This window comes from Bacillota bacterium (assembly GCA_023511835.1).
Lineage (GTDB): Bacteria > Bacillota > Sulfobacillia > JAIMAT01 > JAIMAT01 > JAIMAT01.
The window spans coordinates 1-18,415 of the sequence record JAIMAT010000039.1 but is presented as its reverse complement, the minus strand read 5'-3'; the positions used below and the strand labels follow the sequence as shown (position 1 = coordinate 18,415).

Genomic DNA, 18,415 nt, shown 5'->3' with positions numbered 1-18,415 from the left:
GGGGGGGGGGGTGCGTTTTTGGGGGCCGGGGGGTAACCGGGGGGGTTGTTTTGGCGGGCAAGGGGGTGAACCAACTTAATTTACTTTTTTCCCCCCCCCCCCCCCCCCCGGTGGTATTTATTTCCATATCTGCCAACCCTCGACACCGCCTTCAGCTGTTCTTCTATCTACCCCCTCGATCGACAAGGATCGACCTTTACCCCCTCGCGGCGTCGTGCCGGGCGGAAAAGGGACGGCGCGAGCATCGGGCAAAGGCCACCTCAGGAGAGTCATGCAGACCTGGTGCCGGCGGCGGGTTTAAGCTGACCCAGCATCGCCGGGATGAGAATTGATCCACCTCCCAGCCAATGCACCTTCCGAATCCGGTCGAGGAGCAGGAGATGTCGCCGGAGACGTGCTGGGAGGTGTTGGCATGATCCAGGTGAAGCCGGTCCGGCCGCCCGAGAGGGACAAGCAGGAGGGCGGCTGCGACGTTCGAAGATTCGCCTCCGGCCCGAAGTGGGCGGAGGCGGCACCGGGGGCGCAGGAGGAGGGTGAGCCGAAAATTCTCGTGGGCCGTGGAGCCCGAGAGAGGTGTTTGGACGGCCCCTCCTGCGTACCCGCCCACGTAGGTCCGGGAGGGTGTCCCCGAACCCTTCCCACCCGGGCAAAAAGCGCGCGGACTGGACGGCCGCGGTTCAGTGGCCCTCACTCGCGAAGCCCGTATATGTCACCTATGCTTCGCACGGTATTCCACGCGCTGGTCGACATCGCGAAGCCGCGCAGGACAACGCTGTGCGCTCCTGGAAGGCCTGCCCAACGCGCTTCCAATGGGAGGGGCAGTTCGTCGGCATCAGCCCCGGAAGTCCGGGCGGGGCGCGCGCCGACGGCCTGACGCCCACCTCGACGCCGCCTCCCCCGTTCCCGGGGCGCCGGAGAGCGGGCGGCGGCCGCCCCGGAGGCCGCCGCCGCGCCCCGCCGCCTCCCCCGGGAGCCGGGCTACTTGAGCTTCCTGAGGACGATCCGGTCGTAGCCGTCCGCCGTCTCGACGCCTGGGAACTCGTGGCCCGCCTTCTGTACCCAGGCGGGGATGTCCTTGCGCGAGCCCTGGTCGGTGGAGAGGACCGCGATCACCTCGCCCAACTACGATCCCTCCCGCGCCTTTCCGCTTGCCTTGCTCCCGCCGCGTCCCGGCGCCTCCGCCGGGGGCTCAGCCGGCACGCAGGACGGGAGCCACCCGCCGCATCAGGCCCAGGCCAGCCGTCAGGGCGTCCTGGATCTCCGGCTCGCGCACCGCGCGGACCAGCCGCAGCATCCCGCCCCGTTCCCGCGGCGACGGCGGCTCGGCCAGCGTCTCGTCGACGGCCTGCAGCAGGGCGGGCAGCTTCGCCACGAGGCGGCTCTCGCCCAGCCGGTCCAGCAGCTCCAGCCAGGGCAGGAGGCGCCCCAGGAGCCCGGCCAGGCTCTCGGACGTCAGGGCGTCCGTCACCGCCTGGACCAGGGCGAGCAGCGCCTCCAGGCGGCGCAGGGTGCCGCCCGCCTCCAGCTCGCGGAGGAGGCGCAGCGCCTCGCGGAGGGCGGGCGCGCTGCCGGCCATTTCGGAGAGCAGCGACGCCATCTCGGGACGGGTCAGCTCGTCGGCCGCCTCACCCAACTGGACGGCGAGGCGGGTCATGGCAGTCACGCTCTCCGCGCTGAGGGCGTCGCGGACGGCGGCCAGGAGTGCCGCCATCTCCTCCAGCCGCTCGCGGGGGAGGAGCCCCCCGGCCGCGGCGGTCGCTGGCTGCGTGGTGACGGTCGACATGGAGTTCCCCCCTTCGTCCGCGCTCCTCAGACCCAGCCGCGGAGCGAGAGCCAGTACATCTCGTTGAAGGCCAGCTTGAACCAGTGGATGGTGGTCACCGGGTCCACCGGCCTGGGCGGGTTGGCGTAGTCAAAGCTCACGTACGTCGCCTCGTCGCCGCCGGTCTCCACGAAACAGAAGACCTTGCCGTCGTAGAGGGAGCTGGGCGCCTCGCCGCGCAGCTCGTGGGCCAGGTTGCGCGCCACCACCTCCGACTCGTAGTGGGCCGTGGAGCCCGCCTTGGAGATGGGCAGGTCGGTGGCGTCGCCGAGGACGTAGATGCGCTCCTGGCCCTTCATCTTCAGCGTCTGGCGGTCGGTGGGCAGCCAGCCGTCCTTGTCGCCCAGCCCCGAGTCGCGCAGGACCCGGGCGCCCCGGTGCGGCGGCACCACCACCAGCAGGTCGTAGTCGATCTCCTCGCCCTCCAGGGAGCGGATCTTGCGGCCCTCCGGGTCCACCTCCTCGGCGTTGAAGAGCGTCTCGCCCACGATCCCCCGCTCTGCGAAGGCGCCGGCGGCCCATTCGGCCACGGGGGCCAGGGCGTGCAGCCGGCCGATGGGGTAGGTGTAGACGATCTCCGTCGCCTCGCGCCTGCCGCTCCGGCGCAGGCGGGCGTCGAGCATGAAGACGAACTCCAGCGGCGCCACCGGACACTTGTGGGGCACGTTGACGTTGAGCACCACGCGCCCGCCCTCGAAGGCGTCCAGCGCCTGGCGGAGCCGTCTGGCCTCCGCCGGGAGGTAGAATGTATGCGATCCCTGGCGCAACCCGGGGATCGCGTCCAGATCGGGGTGGGAGCCGGTGGCGATCACCAGGAAGTCGTACGCCCACCGGTTCCCGCTCCTGCATTCCACCACCCGCTCGTCCGGAAGCACCCGCACGGCCGCGTCGACCACGACGTGGATCCCCGGCACCACCACCTGGCGCAGCGGCCGCTGGTAGCTCTCCGGGACCGTCTCGCCGAAGGCCACGTAGAGCAGGCTCGGCTGGTAGAAGTGGGTCTCGCTCTCGCTCAGGACGACGATCTCGACCTCGCCGCGCTCCATCTCCCGCCGCATCTGGCGGGCCAGGCGGTTGGCGGTCATGACGCCCGCCACGCCGCCGCCCAGGAAGAGGACCCGCTGTGCCATCGCTTCCCTCGACATCCTCCTCTCGTCCGGCCCGGCGCGGCCCGTGCCCCGCGCGGCCCGCGCCGTCCGCGTCGCCCGGCCGGCGGCCCCGTGGCGGCCTCCGTTCCCGCGCGAATATTTAAAAATAACCCATTCTTTCTCGAAGCCGCCAACCGGGTATACCCTACCCTGTATCAGATCTACAGCCTATGTCAATGGATACAAAAGTACTTTCCATTGGCATGTGGGGGGGTATCGACGTTTTACCTAGATTCTGTAGGTCATTATTCTGCAAGAGCGGGCGGATGGGGAGGCGCATCGCACGCACCGGACGGGCGGCCGAGGCGCGACGCAGGGGCAGCCCGGCCCGGCGCGGAGACGGGGTGCGGGCCCTCGGCGGAGGCCCGGAGAGGCCCCGCGAAAGGGGCCGGTCCCGCCGGGGCCGGCCCCCGACTCTCAGAGCATCACCTTGTGGTAGAGGCGGCCGGCCAGGAACTGGCTGACCACCACCGCGGCCAGGAGGACCAGCCAGTCGGTCCAGGCGTCGGGGACGCGGCCTGCCACCAGGTAGCCGCGCAGCAGGTCGACCATATAGCTGAGGGGGTTGACGCGCGCCACCCAGCGCAGCCATTCCGGCATGATCTGGATGGGGTAGATGGCGTTGGAGGCGAAGAAGAGCGGCATGGTGATCACCTGGCCGATGCCCATGAAGCGCTCCCGCGTCTTGACGGCGATGGCGATGAGCATGGAGAGCGTGGAGAAGAAGGCGGCCCCCAGCACCACCGTGAGGAGGGCGCCCGCCAGCCCGGCGAGGCTCCAGCGCAGGCGGACGCCCAGGAGCAGGGCGAGCAGAAAGATGACCACCGCCTGGCTGACGGCGCGCACGCCCGCCCCGAAGCCCTTGCCGGTCACGAAGGCGGAGCGGGGGATCGGCAGGACGAGAAACTTCTGCAGGATGCCGGCGTCGCGGTCCCAGATGATGTTGAGACCGTAGAAGATGGCGATGAACATGACCGACTGCGCCAGGATGCCGGGCGTCATGAAGGTCAGGTAATCCACGTTCCCCGTGGGGATGGCCCGGACGCGGGAGAGCGCCTTGCCGAAGATGACCAGCCAGAGCGCCGGCTGGACGGAGCGCATGAGAAGCTCGGTGGGGTCGTGGCGGAGCTTGCGCACTTCCGTCTCGGCCACCACCAGGGCGCCGTGCAGGTAGGCCGCCACCTCCTCCCTCCGGCTCCTGGGGCGCAGGAGCGCCTCAGTCGAAGCGCTGGATGCGGCGCCGTAGTCGACGGAGCTCACGGAAGTCCCCTCCCGATTCCAGGGTGTCGCCCGTCACCGCCGTGAAGACGTCCTCCAGCGTGGCGCCCTCGCGGTCGACGAGGCGCTTCAGCTCCTCAGGCGTGCCGCTGGCGGCGATCCGCCCGTGGTTCATGATGGCGATCCGGTCGCAGTAGGCGTCCGCTTCCTCCATGTAGTGGGTGGTGACCAGGACGGTCAGGCCGCTCTCCCGGCGCAGCTGCCCCAGCATGGCCCAGATGGCGTTCCGCGCGGCGGGATCGAGGCCCACCGTCGGCTCGTCGAGGATGAGCAGGCGCGGCCGGTGGAGGATCGCCTGGCCCACCTCCAGCCGGCGCACCATGCCGCCCGAGTACTGCTGGACCAGCTGGTCGCGCGCCTCCTCCAGGCGGAGCAGACGGAGCGTCTCGTCGATGCGCCGCTCCCGCTCCGCCCGCGGCAGGCCGAGCAGCTTGGCGGTGATCAGCAGGTTCTCGTAGCCGGTGAGCGATCCGTCGGCGGAGAGGTTCTGCGGCACGTAGCCGAAGAGCTGCCGCAGGCGCGGGCCCTCCCGGCGCAGGTCGAGACCCGCGATGTGCACCTCGCCCGCCGTGGGCGGGATGAGCGTCGTCAGGATGCGGATGGTGGTCGTCTTGCCCGCCCCGTTGGGCCCCAGCAGGCCGAAGACCTCGCCCTCCTCCACGTCGAAGGAGATGCCGTCCACCGCCGTCTGCGCACCGAAGCGCTTGACGAGGCCGCGCACTTCAATCAGTGCCATCGCCCATCCCCTCCTCGCCGCCGGCCGCGGCCAGGACGCGCCGGAGCAACCGCCCCAGCTCCGCCCGCTCGCCGTCCGCCAGCGGCTCGAGCAGTTCGGCCACCAGGCGGCGCCGCGCCTCTCGCCAGGAAGCCAGCCGCTCCCCGCCCTCGCCGGTCAGCTCCACCTCCACCACCCGCTCGTCGCTGGAGAGCCTCCGCCGCCGCAGCCAGCCCATCCGCTCCAGCCGCTGGCAGGAGACCGTCACCGAGCTCTGGCTGACGCCCAGCTCTTCGGCCAGCCGCCCGATGCTGAGCGGCCCCCGCCGCTCCAGCCGATGGAGGAGCCAGAACTGTTCCGGCGTCATCTCGCCCCGGCGGACCGGGTGCGTCCGCCTGCGGATCAGCTGGCAGAGCGCCACCAGGCTGTCGCTCACCTCGTCCACGCCCGGCCCGGCCTCCCGGGGTGGAGGCCCCTCCCGCCGGGTGCCGCCGGCTTTCGTCTCGGACGCCGTCATGGCGCCGGCCCCCCTCCCCGCCACCCGGCCGCGCCGGCGGCCGAAGGCCGCCGGCGGCTGCGGTGAGGCGGCGCCTCTGATCTTAGATCAGATGGGCGATAGAATCCATGGTCGATTGGATAGATCCTCGAATGGTCTTGCGCCGCAGCGCGGCCGCAGACGGTCACGCGAGCCGGAGCCGGGGCGGACGGGCGACCGGGGTGCGCCGGAGAGACGAGGAACCGGGAGGTCAACCTCCCGGTTTCCCTTCCTGGATCGGGGTCGTCACCAGCCGCGCCTGCTCCGGGGTCGGGCGGGGAGCGGCGCCCGCGCTCCGCCCGACCCCCCTCGGCTCAGCGGAACCAAGCGGCCTGCGCCACCCAGCCCAGGAAGCCCCCGGGTGCCAACCCTACCAGCAGGACGGCCAGCGCCGTCACCGCCACGCCCAGGCCCACGCCCCAGGAGGTGTGGAGCGCGGCGGCGCGCCCCTCCTCCGGCTGCTGGACGAACATGGCGTGGATGACGCCGTAGTAGTAGTAGACGCTCACCGCCGAGTTGACGCCGATGGTGATGGCGAGCCAGGCCATCCCCGCCTGCACGGTCGCCTGGAAGAGGTAGAGCTTCCCCCAGAAGCCGGGGAAGAAGGGGATGCCGATGAGCGAGAGCAGGAAGAGCGTCATCGCCGCCGCCAGCCACGGGTTCCGCCGGCCCAGGCCGCGGATGCCCTCCAGGCTCTCCTCCTCGCCCGCCTCCCCCAGCGCCACCACCACCGCGAAGGCGCCCAGGTTCATCACGGCGTAGACCAGCACGTAGAACATGACCGCCTGGAAGCCCAGCGCCGTCCCCGCCGCCAGCCCCGCCATGACGTAGCCGGCGTGGGCGATCGACGAGTAGGCCAGCAGGCGCTTCAGGTTCCGCTGGTGGAGCGCCGAGACGTTGCCCACGATCATGGAGAGCAGCGAGAGCACCGCGAAGACGGCGCTCCAGTCGGCGCGCAGCGGCGTCAGCGCCGTGAAGAGCAGGCGCAGGATGGCGGCGAAGGCCGCCCCCTTGGAGACCACCGAGAGGAAGGCGGTCACCGGCGTCGGCGACCCCTCGTAGGTGTCCGGCGCCCAGAGGTGGAAGGGGACCGCGCTCACCTTGAAGCCCAGGCCCACCAGCACCAGGAGCAGGCCGGAGAGCGCCAACGGGTCGGCGCCCGAGGCGGCCAGGCGCGTGGCGATGGCGGCCAGGGCGGTGGTGCCCGTGGCGCCGTAGAGGAGCGAGAGGCCGAAGAGGAGGATGGCCGAGGCGACGGCGCCGTTCAGGAAGTATTTGAGCGCCGCCTCGTTGGAACGCGCGTCGCGCGTCAGCATCCCCGCCAGCAGGTAGGAGGGGATGGTCAGCGTCTCCAGGCCGACGTAGAAGCTGACCGCGTCGCCGGCGTCCAGAAAGAAGAGCGCGCCCACGGTGGCGAAGACCAGGAGCGCGTAGAAGGCGCCCGCCGAGATCCCCCTCCGCTCGGCGTAGCGCCCGCTCATCAGCACCACGATGAGCAGCGCCCCGATAAGCACCATGCGGAAGAAGAGGGTGAAGAGGTCGGCGTGGACCATGCCGCCCAGCACGGGCCGGTTGCGCAGCGGCGTCCAGGCCAGGCTGGCGAAGGCGACCAGGAGGCCGGCCACGGTCAGGTAGGGGCTGACCGCCCGTTCGCCGCGCTCGTCGACGAAGGCGGCGACGAGGAGCAGGAGCAGCCCCAGCCCGGTCAGGATGAGCTCCGGCAGGATGGCAGCCAGATCGGCGACCGGTGGCATCTAGAGACCCCCTCCCAGGCCGGCCAGCAGCCGGACCAGCTGGAGTGCGCTGGGGTTGGTCAGGTGGACCAGCGTGGCCGGCAGCACGCCCAGCAGGAGGGTGAAGGCCATCAGCGGCAGCATGCTCACCACTTCCCGCGGGCGGATGTCCGGCAGGCCGCGGTGCTCCTCGTGCGGCCTCCCCATCAGCACCTTGTGCATCAGCATCAGGTTGAAGGCGGCCACCATCACCAGGCCCGCCGCCGCCAGAAAGACCTGCGTGCGGAAGACGCCGATGGTGCCCGCCAGCGTGAAGAACTCCCCGACGAAGCCGGAGAGGAAGGGCAGCCCCAGGTTGGCGAAGGCCGCGAAGGCCATGAAGGTCGCCGCCACCGGGGTCGCGTCGTACATGCCGTTGACGCGGTCCATGTCGCGCGTGTGCGTCCTGTCGTAGAAGACGCCCACCATGAGGAAGAGCATGGCGGCCACCAGGCCGTGGGAGACCATGACGAAGACGGCGCCGTTGACCGAGAGCGGCGTCCCGGCCGCGATCCCCAGGACGGCGAAGCCCATGTGGCTGATGCTCGAGTAGGCGACGACGCGCTTCATGTCCTTCTGGGCCAGGGCGGCGAAGGCGGCGTAGAGGATGTTGATCACGCCCAGCGCGGCGAAGGCCGGGGCGAAGTGGCGCGCCGCCTCCGGCAGCGTCGGGTCGCTGATGCGCAGGAAGCCGAAGACTCCCAGCTTCAGCAGGATGGCCGCCAGCACCACCGAGATGGGCGTCGGCGCCTCCACGTGGGCGTCGGGCAGCCAGGTGTGGAAGGGCCAGATGGGCACCTTGACCGCGAAGCCCGCGAAGAGCAAGAGCCAGATCCAGTCCTTCCATTGCGCGGGCACCATGGCCGGCGCCAGGCGGGCGATCTCCGGAATGGAGAAGGTCCGGAAGCCGGTGAAGGCGTAGAGCGCCACGATGCCCACCAGCATCAGCAGCGAGCCGACCATGGTGTAGAGGATGAACTTCATGGCCGCGTACTCCCGCCGCGGCCCGCCCCAGATGGCGATCAGGAAGTACATGGGCACCAGCACGAGCTCCCAGGCCACGTAGAAGAGGACGTAGTCCAGGGACTCGAAGACGCCCATCACCGCCGCCTCCAGGATGAGGAGCAGAAGGAAGTACTCCTTCACCCGCTCCTCGATGCCGTAGGAGGCGATCACCGCCACCAGCCAGACCAGGGCGCTCAGCCCGACCATGGCCAGGCCGATACCGTCGACGCCCAGGTAGTATTGGATGCCCAACGACGGCACCCAGGGCACGCGCTCCATCAGCTGGAAGCCGGAGCGGCCGGGGTCGAAGCCTCCGAGCGCCACCGCGAAGAGCAGCAGCTCCAGCGCGGCGACGGCGGTCGCCCAGCCGCGCAGCAGGCCCGGCCGGCCGGCGGGCAGGGCCAGGGTGACGAGGGCGCCGGCCAGCGGGAGCAGGAGCAGGACGGAGAGAATCGGAACGTGCAAGGCTTACCCTCCCATCACCCGGAGTACCAAAAGCCCCACCAGGGCGCCCGCCAAGAGGATCATGGCGTAGGCCTGGCCGCTGCCGGCGGCCGCCTTGCGGACGCCGTTGCCGACGGTCATGGCCAGCCAGCCGGCACCGTTGACCAGCCCGTCGATCACCCAGCGGTCGAAGGCCCCCACCAGCGAGCTGAGCGCCAGGGCGACGCCGGCCACCCCCGCCGCCAGGTGGTCGAAGTAGAGCTTCTGTTTGAGCGCCACGTAGACCGGCTTCAGGTCGCGGATGGCCTGGCGCCGGTCGACCGCGCCTGTGGCGTAGACGACGAGGCCGACCACGATGCCCAGCAACGCTGCCGTCACCGCCATCAGACTGACCAGGCCGCTCGGCGGCACCTCTCCCAGTTCCACGGGCGGCCGTACGAAGTGGCTGAACCAGGCGCCCAGTTGCGGCGCCCCCAGCCAGCCGGCCAGGGTGGCGGGCACCGCCAGCACGATGAGCGGCACGGTCATCACCGCCGGCGACTCGTGGGCGTGCGCGAAGATCTCGCGCACCCGCGGCCGGCCGAAGAAGGTGAGGACGACCGCCCGCGTCATGTAGTAGGCGGTCAGGAAGGCCGCCAGGAGCGCCATCCAGAAGAGGACCGGGTAGGCCGAGCCGAAGGCCTGGAGCAGGATCTCGTCCTTGGAGAAGAAGCCGGCGAAGGGCGGGATGCCGGCCAACGCCGCCGCGCCGATCATGAAGGTGACGGCGGTGGTCTTCATCTTCGCCCAGAGGCCGCCCATCTCGTGCATGTCCTGCGTCCCGGTGGCGTGGATGACGCTGCCCGAGCCCAGGAAGAGCAGCGCCTTGAAGAAGCCGTGCGTCAGCAGGTGGAAGAGCCCGGCCACGTAGCCGCCCACGCCCAGGCTGAGCATCATGTAGCCCAGCTGGCTGATGGTCGAGTAGGCCAGCGTCTTCTTGATGTCCTCCTGTACCGTGGCGATCAGCGCGCCCACCAGGGCCGTCACACCGCCGATCACGGAGACCGTCACCCAGGCGGCCGGGGCGGCGACGAAGATGGGGAAGGCGCGCGCCACCAGGAAGACGCCCGCCGCCACCATGGTGGCGGCATGGATCAGGGCGCTGACCGGGGTCGGGCCGGCCATGGCGTCGGGCAGCCAGATGTGCAGCGGGACCTGCGCCGACTTGCCCACGGCGCCGGCGAAGAGCAGGAGCCCGATCAGCGTCAGCGTGGCCGTGGGGATGCCGGCCAGGCTGGCGCCGAACTGGAAGGTGTGCGTCTGCTGGAAGTAGAGCCAGATGCCCAGGAACATGGCCGCGTCGCCCAGGCGCGTCACCAGGAAGGCCTTCATGCCGGCGCGCGCGTTCTCCAGGTCGCGGAACCAGTGGGAGATGAGCAGGTAGGACTCGAGTCCCATCAGCTCCCAGAAGAAGACGAACTCCAGGAAGTTGTCGGAGATGACCAGGCCCAGCATGGCGAAGACGAAGAGCGTGATGTTGGAGAAGAAGCGGTTGTATCGGTCGTCGCCATGCATGTAGCCCCGCGAGTAGGTGACCACCATCCAGGAGACCAGGCTGACCATCACCAGCGTCGCCGCCTCCAGCGGCCCCACGCGGAAGCCCATCCGCACCGTGGTCGTGCCGATGGTCAGCCAGGGGAAGGTGACGTGCGCGCTGGCACCGCCCAGCACCTCGCCCAGGGTGACCAGGCTGAGGACGAAGGCCAGCCCGACGCCGGCGATGCCGAAGTAGGAGGCGCCCTCCCTCAGCCGCGGACCCAGGAAGAGGGTGAGCAGGAAGGCGGCCAGCACCACCGCGGGGATGAGCCAGACTTGTTGCACCACCCGCTTCTCACCTCTCGCTCTCAGTCGTGGAGCGTCCGCACCTCGTTGATGTCGACGGTGCGCCGCCGCCGGGCGATGACCAGGATGACGGCCAGGCCCACGGCCGCCTCGGCCGCGGCGACGGTGATGATAAAGATGGCGAAGATCTGGCCGCTCAGCGCCGCCCCCGGCAGGTAGCGCGAGAAGGCGACCAGGTTGACGTTGACCGCGTTCAGCATCAGCTCGATGGACATCAGGATGGTGATGGCGTTCTCGCGCCGGAGCGCCCCGAAGAGGCCGATGGAGAAGAGGAGCGCGCCGAAGACCAGGTAGTCGCCGAGCGGGATCACGGGCGGTCCTCCTTCCTGCCGGTGAGGGCGATGGCGCCGATCATGGCCGCCAGCAGGAGGACCGAGGCGACCTCGAAGGGCACCATGTAGACGGCGAAGAGCTCCCGCCCCAGCGCCGCCACGCCCGGTGCGGCCGCCGTCGCCTGCGCCCCCGCCAAGCCCGCCCAGCCGCCGGCATAGGCCCAGAGGATGAGCGCCGCGAAGAGGGCGCCCACCAGAAGCGGCAGCAGGCCCCAGGCGCGCGAGGTGAGCCGGGCGAAGAGGTTGGGGCGGAGTCGCCCGCTGATGGCCGGCATGTCGGAGAGCATGATGGCGAAGATGGTGACCGTCAGGATGGCGCCGGCGTAGATGATGATCTGCACCGCCGCCAGGAAGTTGGCCTGCAGCAGCAGGTAGACGCCGCTGACGCCGACGAAGACGCCCGCCAGGTAGAGCGCCGCGTGGGTGACGTTGGGCGTCGTCGCCACCTTCCAGGCCGCGTAGAGCGTCGCCACCGCCAGCACGAGGAACGCGAGCAGCTGCCAGTTCATAGCTTATCGCCCAGCGCCACGCGCCTGGCATGGGAGTCCACCCAGATGTTGGCCAGCTGCTGCTTGTCGAAGACCAGATCGCCCTGGGTGTACTGCGAGAGGTCGACCATGTCGGCCATCTCCAGCGCGTCGAAGGGACAGGCCTCGACGCAGAGGTTGCAGACCATGCAGCGCGAGAAGTCGAGGTAGAAGACCTCCGGCTTCTGCAGATGGCGCCCGTCGGGCCCCACCGGCTGCCGTACCTCGATCACCGAGATGGGGCAGGCGCGGGCGCAGAGGCCGCAGCCGGTGCAGTTAAGGTCGCCCTTGTCGTAGTTCCACTTGAGGGCGGGGATACCGCGGGTGCCGGTCACGTACTCCGGCTTCTCCTCCGGGTAGCGAACCGTGATCTCGGGCTTGAAGTACTCGAGCCACGTGGTCGCGTGGCCGAGCGCCAGGCCCTTGGCGGTCTCCCAGATGCGCGCGAAGAGGTTCACGCTCTCCCTCCTTCCGCCCCGTTCCCGTCTAGAGGACGGTCAGCCAGAGGCCGGTCAGTGCGACGTTGATCAGCGCCAGGGGCGTCAGGAACTTCCAGCCCAGGTCCATCAGCTGGTCGATGCGGACGCGCGGCAGCGTCCAGCGGATCCACATGGCCACCCAGATGAGCGTATAGGTCTTGATCAGGAACCAGAGCCAGCCGGGCAGCAGGGGCCCCTGCCAGCCGCCGAAGAAGAGCGTCACCGCCAGGGCCGAGCTGGTGAAGAGGTTGGTGTACTCGCCGAACATGAACATGGCCCAGCGGATGCCCGAGTACTCGGTCAGGTAGCCCGCCACCAACTCCGACTCGCCGGTGACCAGGTCGAAGGGCACGCGGTTCAACTCCGCCAGCGAGGCGACGTAGAAGACGATGAAGCCCAGGACCTGCGGGATGGCCAGCCAGAGCCTGGACTGTTCCTGGACGATGCGGCTCAGATCGAGCGTTCCGGTGATCATGACCACGCCCAGGAACGAGAGGATGAGCGGGATCTCGTAGCTGACCAGCTGGGCCACGCCGCGCATGGCGCCCAGGAGCGAGTACTTGTTGTTGGAGCCCCAGCCGGCCATGAAGTAGGCGATGGCGGTAAAGGCGCTGGCCGCCATGGCAAAGACCAGGCTCCAGTCCATGTGGACCAGCGTCAGGTGCGGGTCGTAGGGGATGACCAGGAGTACCAGCACGCCGGGCAGCATGGAGAGGACCGGCGCCCAGAACCAGACGGGCGCGTCGGCCATGGCCGGACGGATGTCCTCCTTGGCCAGCAGCTTGATGCCGTCGGCCAGGCTCTGCAGGATGCCGGCCGGGCCGCCCACCACCTCGGGGCCGACGCGGCGCTGGAAGCGCGCCGCCACCTTCCGCTCGCCCCAGATCAGGAGGAAGGCGTTGAGGGCAACGAAGACGAGGGCGCCCACCACCTTGGCCAGCGCCCAGAGCGCGTCGCTCAACCAGAGCGGCACTAGCGGTCCACCTCCCCCATCACCGGGTCGAGGCTTGCCAGGATGGCGATCAGGTCGGCCACCTTCAGTCCTCTGGAGAGGTAGGGCAGGAGCTGCAGCAGGTTGAAGACCGGCGAGTACCAGTGGACCCGGTAGGGGTGGACGCCGCCGTCGCTGGCGATGTAGACGCCGTGCTCGCCGCGCGGGCTCTCGGCCACCTGGAAGACCTCCGCGCCCTTGGCCGCCTTCATCGGGCCGCGCGGCAGCTGGCCGAGGACGGGGCCGTCGGGCATCTGGCGGATCGCCTGGCGGATGATCTTGACGCTCTCCAGGATCTCGTACATGCGCATCCAGCTGCGCTCGTAGGTGTCGCCCTTCTCGCCCACCACCATCTCGAAGTCGAGGCGGTCGTAGACCAGGTAGGGACGGTCCTTGCGCAGGTCGCGGCGGACGCCCGAGGCGCGCGCCACCGGGCCGGTGGCGCCGTAGGCGATGGCCACTTCCTTCGGAAGGAGGCCGATGCCGACGCTGCGCGCCTTGAAGATGGGGTTCTCCATCCAGAGCGTCCGGTATTCGGGCCAGGCCTCGCGCTCCACGAAGTCCAGGAACTCCTCCAGCTCGCCGGTCCAGCCCTCGGGGACGTCGTTGTGCACGCCGCCGATGCGGATGTAGTTGGGGAACATGCGCTGGCCGGTGGCCTTCTCGATCAGGTCGTAGCCCAGCTCCCGCTCCCGCCAGGAGAGCAGGAACGGCTGGTAGCCGGCCAGGTCGAGCGCGATGCTGCCGATGTACAGGAAGTGACTCAAGATCCGGTTCAGCTCGGCGAAGATCACCCGCAGGTACTGCGCCCGCTCCGGCACCTCGATGCCGATCAGCTGCTCCACCGCCATGCAGTAGACCAGCTCGTTGTTGAGCGGGCTGATGTAATCGGTGCGGTCAGTCATGGGGACGATCTGCGGGTAGGTCATCAGCTGGTAGATGTAGTCGTGGTTCCGGTGCAGGTAGCCCAGCACCGGGTCCACGTCGACGATGGTCTCGCCGTCGAGTGTCAGTACGGCCCGGAAGACCCCGTGCGTGCTGGGGTGCTGCGGACCGAGGTTGAGCTGCATCGTCCGGCGTTCGCCGCTCTCCTCGACCGGCTCGACCAGCTCCAGCTCCTCCGGGCTCAGCCGTTCCGCCATCCCCTCACCCCTTCCTCGCGGCGCCCGCGGCCTCAGCGGATGCGGACCTTGCGCGGGCGCTTGGGCCGGCGGTCGACGAAATCGCGGCGGAGCGGGTGGCCCTCGTACCCCTCCCAGGTGAGGATGCGGCGCAGGTCGGGGTGGTTGCGGAACCGGACCCCCACGAGGTCCCAGGCCTCCCGCTCGTGCCAGTCGGCGCCCGGCCAGAGGCCGGTGACGCTCTCGATCTCCGGTTCGTCGTGCGGCAGCTCCACCTTCAGCTGGACGCGCAGCTCCGGGTGCTCGCTGCTCTCCAGCCAGTAGACCACCGCGAAGCGGTCCTGCCAGTCGACGGCCGTCATGCCGTGGAAGAGGTCCAGCCGCAGCGACGGCTCGTCGCGCAGCCAGCGCCCCACCTCCAGGAGGCGCTCCGCCGGCAGGAGCAGGCCCAGCCCGCCGCGGAAGCCCTCGTCCACCTGGAGCTCGGGGAAGCGTTCGAGAATCGCCTGCTTGGCAGCCTCCAGCGTCATCCCGCCGCCCCTCCTAGCCCTGCGTCCCCGAGAGGGTCCGCGCCGCCTCGGCCCCCCGCGCCTCGCGGATGCGCGCCCGGTCGAGGCCGGCGCGGGCGATCTTCTCGCGCAGGCGGTAGATGGCGTGAAGCAGCGCCTCCGGCCGCGGCGGGCAGCCCGGCACGTAGACGTCCACCGGGATCAGCTTGTCGACGCCGTCCACCACGTTGTACCCCTGCCAGAACGGCCCGCCATTGGTGGCGCAGACGCCCATGGAGATGACGTAGCGCGGCTCGGCCATCTGTTCGTAGAGCCGCACCGTCGGCTCCGCCATCTTCTCGGTGATGGTGCCGGCGATGATCATCACGTCCGACTGCCGCGGCGACCCCCAGGGAACCATGCCGTGGCGGTCGGCGTCGAAGCGCGAGGCGCCGAAGGCCATCAGCTCGATGCCGCAGCAGGCGGTGGCGAAGAGCATGTACCAGAGCGAGTTCTGGCGCCCCCAGTTGACCAGCGTCTGCAGGCTGGTGGTCAGGATGCCGGGGGCATGGCGCCAGACGCCGGGAAGGATCTCGGCGTCCTGGAAGCCGACCTCCTCCGCCCCGAAGCGCCCCAGCTCGTCCAGCAGCTGGACGCGCACCGGCGGCTTGCGCTCGCCGGTGGGGGTTACCGGCTTCTCGTTGCGCGGCCGCAGCGGGCCGGCGGGCCGGCCGCGCGGAGCCGGCTGCGGACGCGCAGCAGCCGGCTCGCCGGCCGCCGCACCCTCCCCGCCCGTACCATCGGGCCCCGCCTGCGGCTCCGGACGGGTGACCGAGGCCTCCGGCGAGACCTGCTCGGGCGCCGCGGGCCGCTCCGGCTCCTGCGGCGCTCCGCCGGGTTGCTGCTGGTCGTTCACTCCCACGTCAGCACCTTCTTTCGCCAGGCGTAGACGAGGCCGATCACCAGCATGGCGATGAAGACCAGCCCCTCCACCAGCGCGAAGGCCGGTCCGACGGCATGGAAGGCGACGCCCCACGGGTAGAGAAAGACCGTCTCCACGTCGAAGACGACGAACATCAGGGCGATGACGTAATAGGCGACGTGCACCTGCACGCGCGCGTCGCCGAAGGGACGGATACCGGACTCGTAGGGCATCTGCTTCCGCCGCTCCGGGTGGTCGCGCCGGAGCAGGAGCGAGAGGTAGATCATGAGCAGCGGGAAGGCGAGCCCGCCCAGGAAGAAGAACAGGATGTCCACGTGCGCAGGTTCCGGCAAAGGGATCGCTCCTCTCCCCACCGCGCGGTGGCGAAACCGGGAGCCCTCCGCCCGGACCCCACGCCGGCCCCGACCCGGGCGTCGCCCCCGAATCCGCTTGTGACCACGCTCACTATTATAGGGCCCGCTTCCTGGGCCCACCACCGGGCTCGCCCAGAAGGCTCTCCATGCGCGGCGCCAGGGCGGCGGCCAGGGCGTCGCGCCAGAGGTGGCGCCGGTCGACCAGGCCGCGGGTGAACCAGCCGACGGCCCCGTCGCCGGCGTTGATCTCCGCCTGGCCGCTCTCCTCCTGCATCAGCTCGCCCAGCGTCCGCCCGGCGCGGAGCGCTTCCAGGAAGCGGCGGGGCAGCGGCATGGCCAGCCCCCGCCCGCGGCTGAGACCGCCCCGGCGGTCGGCGACGGCGCACCAGTTGATCAGCCATGGCTCCTCCCCGTCCGCCCCCTCCTCCAGCGCCACGCCACCTTCCATGCCGACGCCCAGGTCGGCCCAGGGCGCCGCCTCCAGCGCCGCCCGGGCGCGGGCCACAGCCCCTCGCAGTGTCTCCTCCTCGCCCAGCGGCTGCTCGCGGACGCCGCTGGGGACGGCGATCCCCTCCACCCGCGTGCCGGGGCGGAGGCGGGCGAAGAGCTCGCGTGCCGCCTCCACCTTGCTGGGGTTGAGCGAGCCCACCGCCACCGCCAGCGGGACGGAGCGGCGGGCCTCCACCCAGGCGGCCGCCTCGCGCAAGAGGGGATCGGTCGAGGCGAGGGCGCGGCGGAGGGCGGCTTCCTCCGGCTCGCCCCAGGCGCCGCGCGGCAGGTTGCCCAGCGCCAGGAGGGCGTTCCGGCGCAGGGGTCGCGGCCCCCGCCAGGCGGCCGGTGTGCCCCCCAGGAGCCGACGGAAGGCGCCGTGCCCCATGGTGGCCACCTCGGCCAGCGGCAGGCGATCGGGGCGCGCCGGCAGGGAGAGCGCCGGAGCCTCCTCCCCGCCCGCCGCGCGCGCGGCGCGCCGCGCCGCCGCCCGGTTGTAGGGGCAGACCTCCTGGCAGGTGTCGCAGCCCCAGAGCCGGTCGCCCAGGGCGGGCCGCAGCTCGGCCGGGAAGGGCCGGGCCAGCTGGCTCCAGGTGGAGAGACAGCGGTCGGGGTCGAGGAGCCCGTCGTCCCGCAGCGCCGCCGTCGGGCAGGCCTCCAGGCAGCGCCGGCAGCGGCCGCAGCCGCCCCGGGCGGGCGGGTCGGGAGGAAACTCCGCCTCCACCGCCAGCACCCCCAGCAGGACCCAGGAGCCGTACTCGCGCGTGATCAGGCAGCCGTTCCGCCCGATCCAGCCGAGGCCCGCGGCCACGGCCGCCGCCCGCTCAGACAGAAGCCCCCCGTCCACGCTGGCGCGCCAGCGCGAGCCGGGCTGCAGCTCCTCCAGGCGGTGGCCCAGCGCCTCGAGGCGGGCGCGGAGGAGGGGATGGTAGTCGCCGGCTGCCGCGTAGCGCGCCACGCGCCCCGCGGGCCGGCCGGGCGGGGCGGGCGCCGCCCCGGGAACCCCTCCCGCCGCCTCCCCCCCGGGCGCCGCCGGACCGTAGGGCAGGAGCGCCACCAGCAGCGAGCGCGCCCCGGGCAGGAAGCGGCGCGGGTCGCTCCGCTCGGCGGGCTCCCCGTGCGTGAAGGGCACCCGCACCCCCTCGCGGCGGAGGCGCTCCAGCCGCGCCTCGGCCTCGGGCCAGCGCTCCGCCCGCGCCACACCCACGCGGGGCAGCCCGAGGCGGCGGGCTTCCTCCAGGAGGGCGCGCTTCAGCCGCTCGCCCGCGTTGAGGGGCTCCCCGGCGGGCGGGATAATGTCGCTGCGGACCTCGCGGTCTACGGTCCCCACCATGCCTCGGGACGGGAGGCGCACATCGCCGCGTTGCACGCTCCGGGCGCCTCGCGCCGCACCTCCTCGCTCCGCCGGGCGTTCGGGCCGGGGCTTCTCGCCCTGCTGGGCTTCCTGGGCGCCATCGGCCTTGCCGCCGCCGCACCGATCGGGCTGCCGACCGGGACGGTGCCGCGGGGGCACGCGGCCGGGGCGCTGCCGGCCTCCGCGGGCGGGCCCGTCGAACCCGGGCCGCCGCCCAACCAGAAGGACCGCCCGGAGGCCCCCTCCGACGGGGCGGAGGCCGGCTTCCGCTACTATCTCCCGTTGCCCAGCGGCACCGTCGCCGTCTCCCGCCCCGAGGTCGGCCTCCGGCTGGTGCTGACGCCCGACTTCCGGCCCGACCAGGTGCTGGCCGCCCTGGAGCTGGACGGGCAGCCGCTCCAGGCGACGGTGGCGAGCGACGGCTGGGTGGGCCAGCGGCCGCCGGCGCCGCTGGCGCCCGGGCTCCATCGCGCCTCCATCTACATCGCCTATCGGGGCTACTACGCGGAAGAGTCGTGGACCTTCCGCGTGCTGGCCGGCGCGCCGCCGGATCCGCCCGCACCCGACACGGTGGCGGTGGAGCAGGCCGCCCGCCTCGACCGCCTGCGCGCCGAGCTGGCTCTCCCACCCCTCCGCGCCGACGCCGCCCTGACGGCGGCGGCGCGCTCGCACCTGCTCTACCTGGAGCTGAACCGACCCGGGGAGCCGCTGGACGCCACCGTCCACCAGGAGGAGGCC

At 71.3% G+C, this 18,415-nt stretch carries 19 protein-coding genes; 1 reads left to right on the top strand and 18 read right to left on the bottom strand.

Features of this window, described 5'->3' with window-relative positions; genetic code table 11:
- Positions 1–978: 978 nt before the first annotated feature.
- From K6U79_07175 to queG, 18 genes are all read right to left on the bottom strand, one after another.
- A complete protein-coding gene (locus tag K6U79_07175; GenBank protein ID MCL6522139.1) occupies positions 979–1,122 on the bottom strand; it encodes a sulfurtransferase TusA family protein in 144 nt (47 codons plus the stop codon).
- Between the two features lie 67 nt (positions 1,123–1,189).
- A complete protein-coding gene (locus tag K6U79_07170) occupies positions 1,190–1,783 on the bottom strand; it encodes a hypothetical protein (GenBank protein MCL6522138.1) in 594 nt (197 codons plus the stop codon).
- Between the two features lie 26 nt (positions 1,784–1,809).
- Positions 1,810–2,952 (bottom strand): NAD(P)/FAD-dependent oxidoreductase, encoded by a 1,143-nt coding sequence (locus K6U79_07165; protein MCL6522137.1) that lies wholly within the window; start codon positions 2,950–2,952, stop codon positions 1,810–1,812.
- A 435-nt stretch (positions 2,953–3,387) separates the two neighbouring features.
- Entirely contained in the window at positions 3,388–4,179 is a 792-nt protein-coding gene (locus tag K6U79_07160; GenBank protein ID MCL6522136.1) for an ABC transporter permease, read from the bottom strand.
- A gap of 7 nt (positions 4,180–4,186) precedes the next feature.
- Positions 4,187–4,984: an ATP-binding cassette domain-containing protein gene (locus tag K6U79_07155; protein ID MCL6522135.1), complete on the bottom strand. Its 798-nt coding sequence runs from the start codon at positions 4,982–4,984 to the stop codon at positions 4,187–4,189.
- Positions 4,971–5,408 carry a MarR family transcriptional regulator gene (locus K6U79_07150; GenBank protein ID MCL6522134.1) on the bottom strand — a complete coding sequence of 146 codons (438 nt, stop codon included), beginning with the start codon at positions 5,406–5,408 and terminating at the stop codon, positions 4,971–4,973. The genes K6U79_07155 and K6U79_07150 overlap by 14 nt, the downstream gene beginning before the upstream one ends.
- Positions 5,409–5,812: 404 nt before the next feature.
- Positions 5,813–7,252, bottom strand: a complete 1,440-nt coding sequence (locus tag K6U79_07145; GenBank protein MCL6522133.1) for an NADH-quinone oxidoreductase subunit N — start codon at positions 7,250–7,252, stop codon at positions 5,813–5,815.
- A complete protein-coding gene (locus K6U79_07140; GenBank protein MCL6522132.1) occupies positions 7,253–8,740 on the bottom strand; it encodes an NADH-quinone oxidoreductase subunit M in 1,488 nt (495 codons plus the stop codon).
- 3 nt (positions 8,741–8,743) lie between these two features.
- Positions 8,744–10,582, bottom strand: a complete 1,839-nt coding sequence (gene nuoL / locus K6U79_07135; protein ID MCL6522131.1) for an NADH-quinone oxidoreductase subunit L — start codon at positions 10,580–10,582, stop codon at positions 8,744–8,746.
- 20 nt (positions 10,583–10,602) lie between these two features.
- Positions 10,603–10,911, bottom strand: a complete 309-nt coding sequence (gene nuoK, locus K6U79_07130; GenBank protein MCL6522130.1) for an NADH-quinone oxidoreductase subunit NuoK — start codon at positions 10,909–10,911, stop codon at positions 10,603–10,605.
- The gene (locus K6U79_07125) at positions 10,908–11,441 is read right to left on the bottom strand and encodes an NADH-quinone oxidoreductase subunit J (GenBank protein MCL6522129.1); all 534 of its coding nucleotides are present in this window, start codon (positions 11,439–11,441) and stop codon (positions 10,908–10,910) included. Before K6U79_07125 ends, nuoK begins: the two co-directional genes overlap by 4 nt.
- On the bottom strand, positions 11,438–11,917 hold the full coding sequence (locus K6U79_07120) for a 4Fe-4S binding protein (GenBank protein ID MCL6522128.1): 480 nt from the start codon (positions 11,915–11,917) through the stop codon (positions 11,438–11,440). The genes K6U79_07125 and K6U79_07120 overlap by 4 nt, the downstream gene beginning before the upstream one ends.
- Positions 11,918–11,945: 28 nt before the next feature.
- The gene (gene nuoH, locus K6U79_07115; GenBank protein MCL6522127.1) at positions 11,946–12,911 is read right to left on the bottom strand and encodes an NADH-quinone oxidoreductase subunit NuoH; all 966 of its coding nucleotides are present in this window, start codon (positions 12,909–12,911) and stop codon (positions 11,946–11,948) included.
- Entirely contained in the window at positions 12,911–14,071 is a 1,161-nt protein-coding gene (locus K6U79_07110; protein ID MCL6522126.1) for an NADH-quinone oxidoreductase subunit D, read from the bottom strand. Before K6U79_07110 ends, nuoH begins: the two co-directional genes overlap by 1 nt.
- Positions 14,072–14,103: 32 nt before the next feature.
- Positions 14,104–14,580, bottom strand: coding sequence for an NADH-quinone oxidoreductase subunit C (locus K6U79_07105; GenBank protein MCL6522125.1), 477 nt, complete (start codon positions 14,578–14,580; stop codon positions 14,104–14,106).
- Between the two features lie 13 nt (positions 14,581–14,593).
- Entirely contained in the window at positions 14,594–15,130 is a 537-nt protein-coding gene (locus tag K6U79_07100; protein MCL6522124.1) for an NADH-quinone oxidoreductase subunit B, read from the bottom strand.
- Between the two features lie 320 nt (positions 15,131–15,450).
- Positions 15,451–15,747 carry an NADH-quinone oxidoreductase subunit A gene (locus K6U79_07095; protein MCL6522123.1) on the bottom strand — a complete coding sequence of 99 codons (297 nt, stop codon included), beginning with the start codon at positions 15,745–15,747 and terminating at the stop codon, positions 15,451–15,453.
- Positions 15,748–15,928: 181 nt separating this feature from the next.
- Positions 15,929–17,656: a tRNA epoxyqueuosine(34) reductase QueG gene (queG, locus tag K6U79_07090; protein ID MCL6522122.1), complete on the bottom strand. Its 1,728-nt coding sequence runs from the start codon at positions 17,654–17,656 to the stop codon at positions 15,929–15,931.
- Positions 17,657–17,686: 30 nt separating this feature from the next.
- Here queG and K6U79_07085 point away from each other — a divergent pair.
- The coding region (locus K6U79_07085; protein MCL6522121.1) for a hypothetical protein at positions 17,687–18,415 on the top strand (729 nt) is incomplete at its 3' end.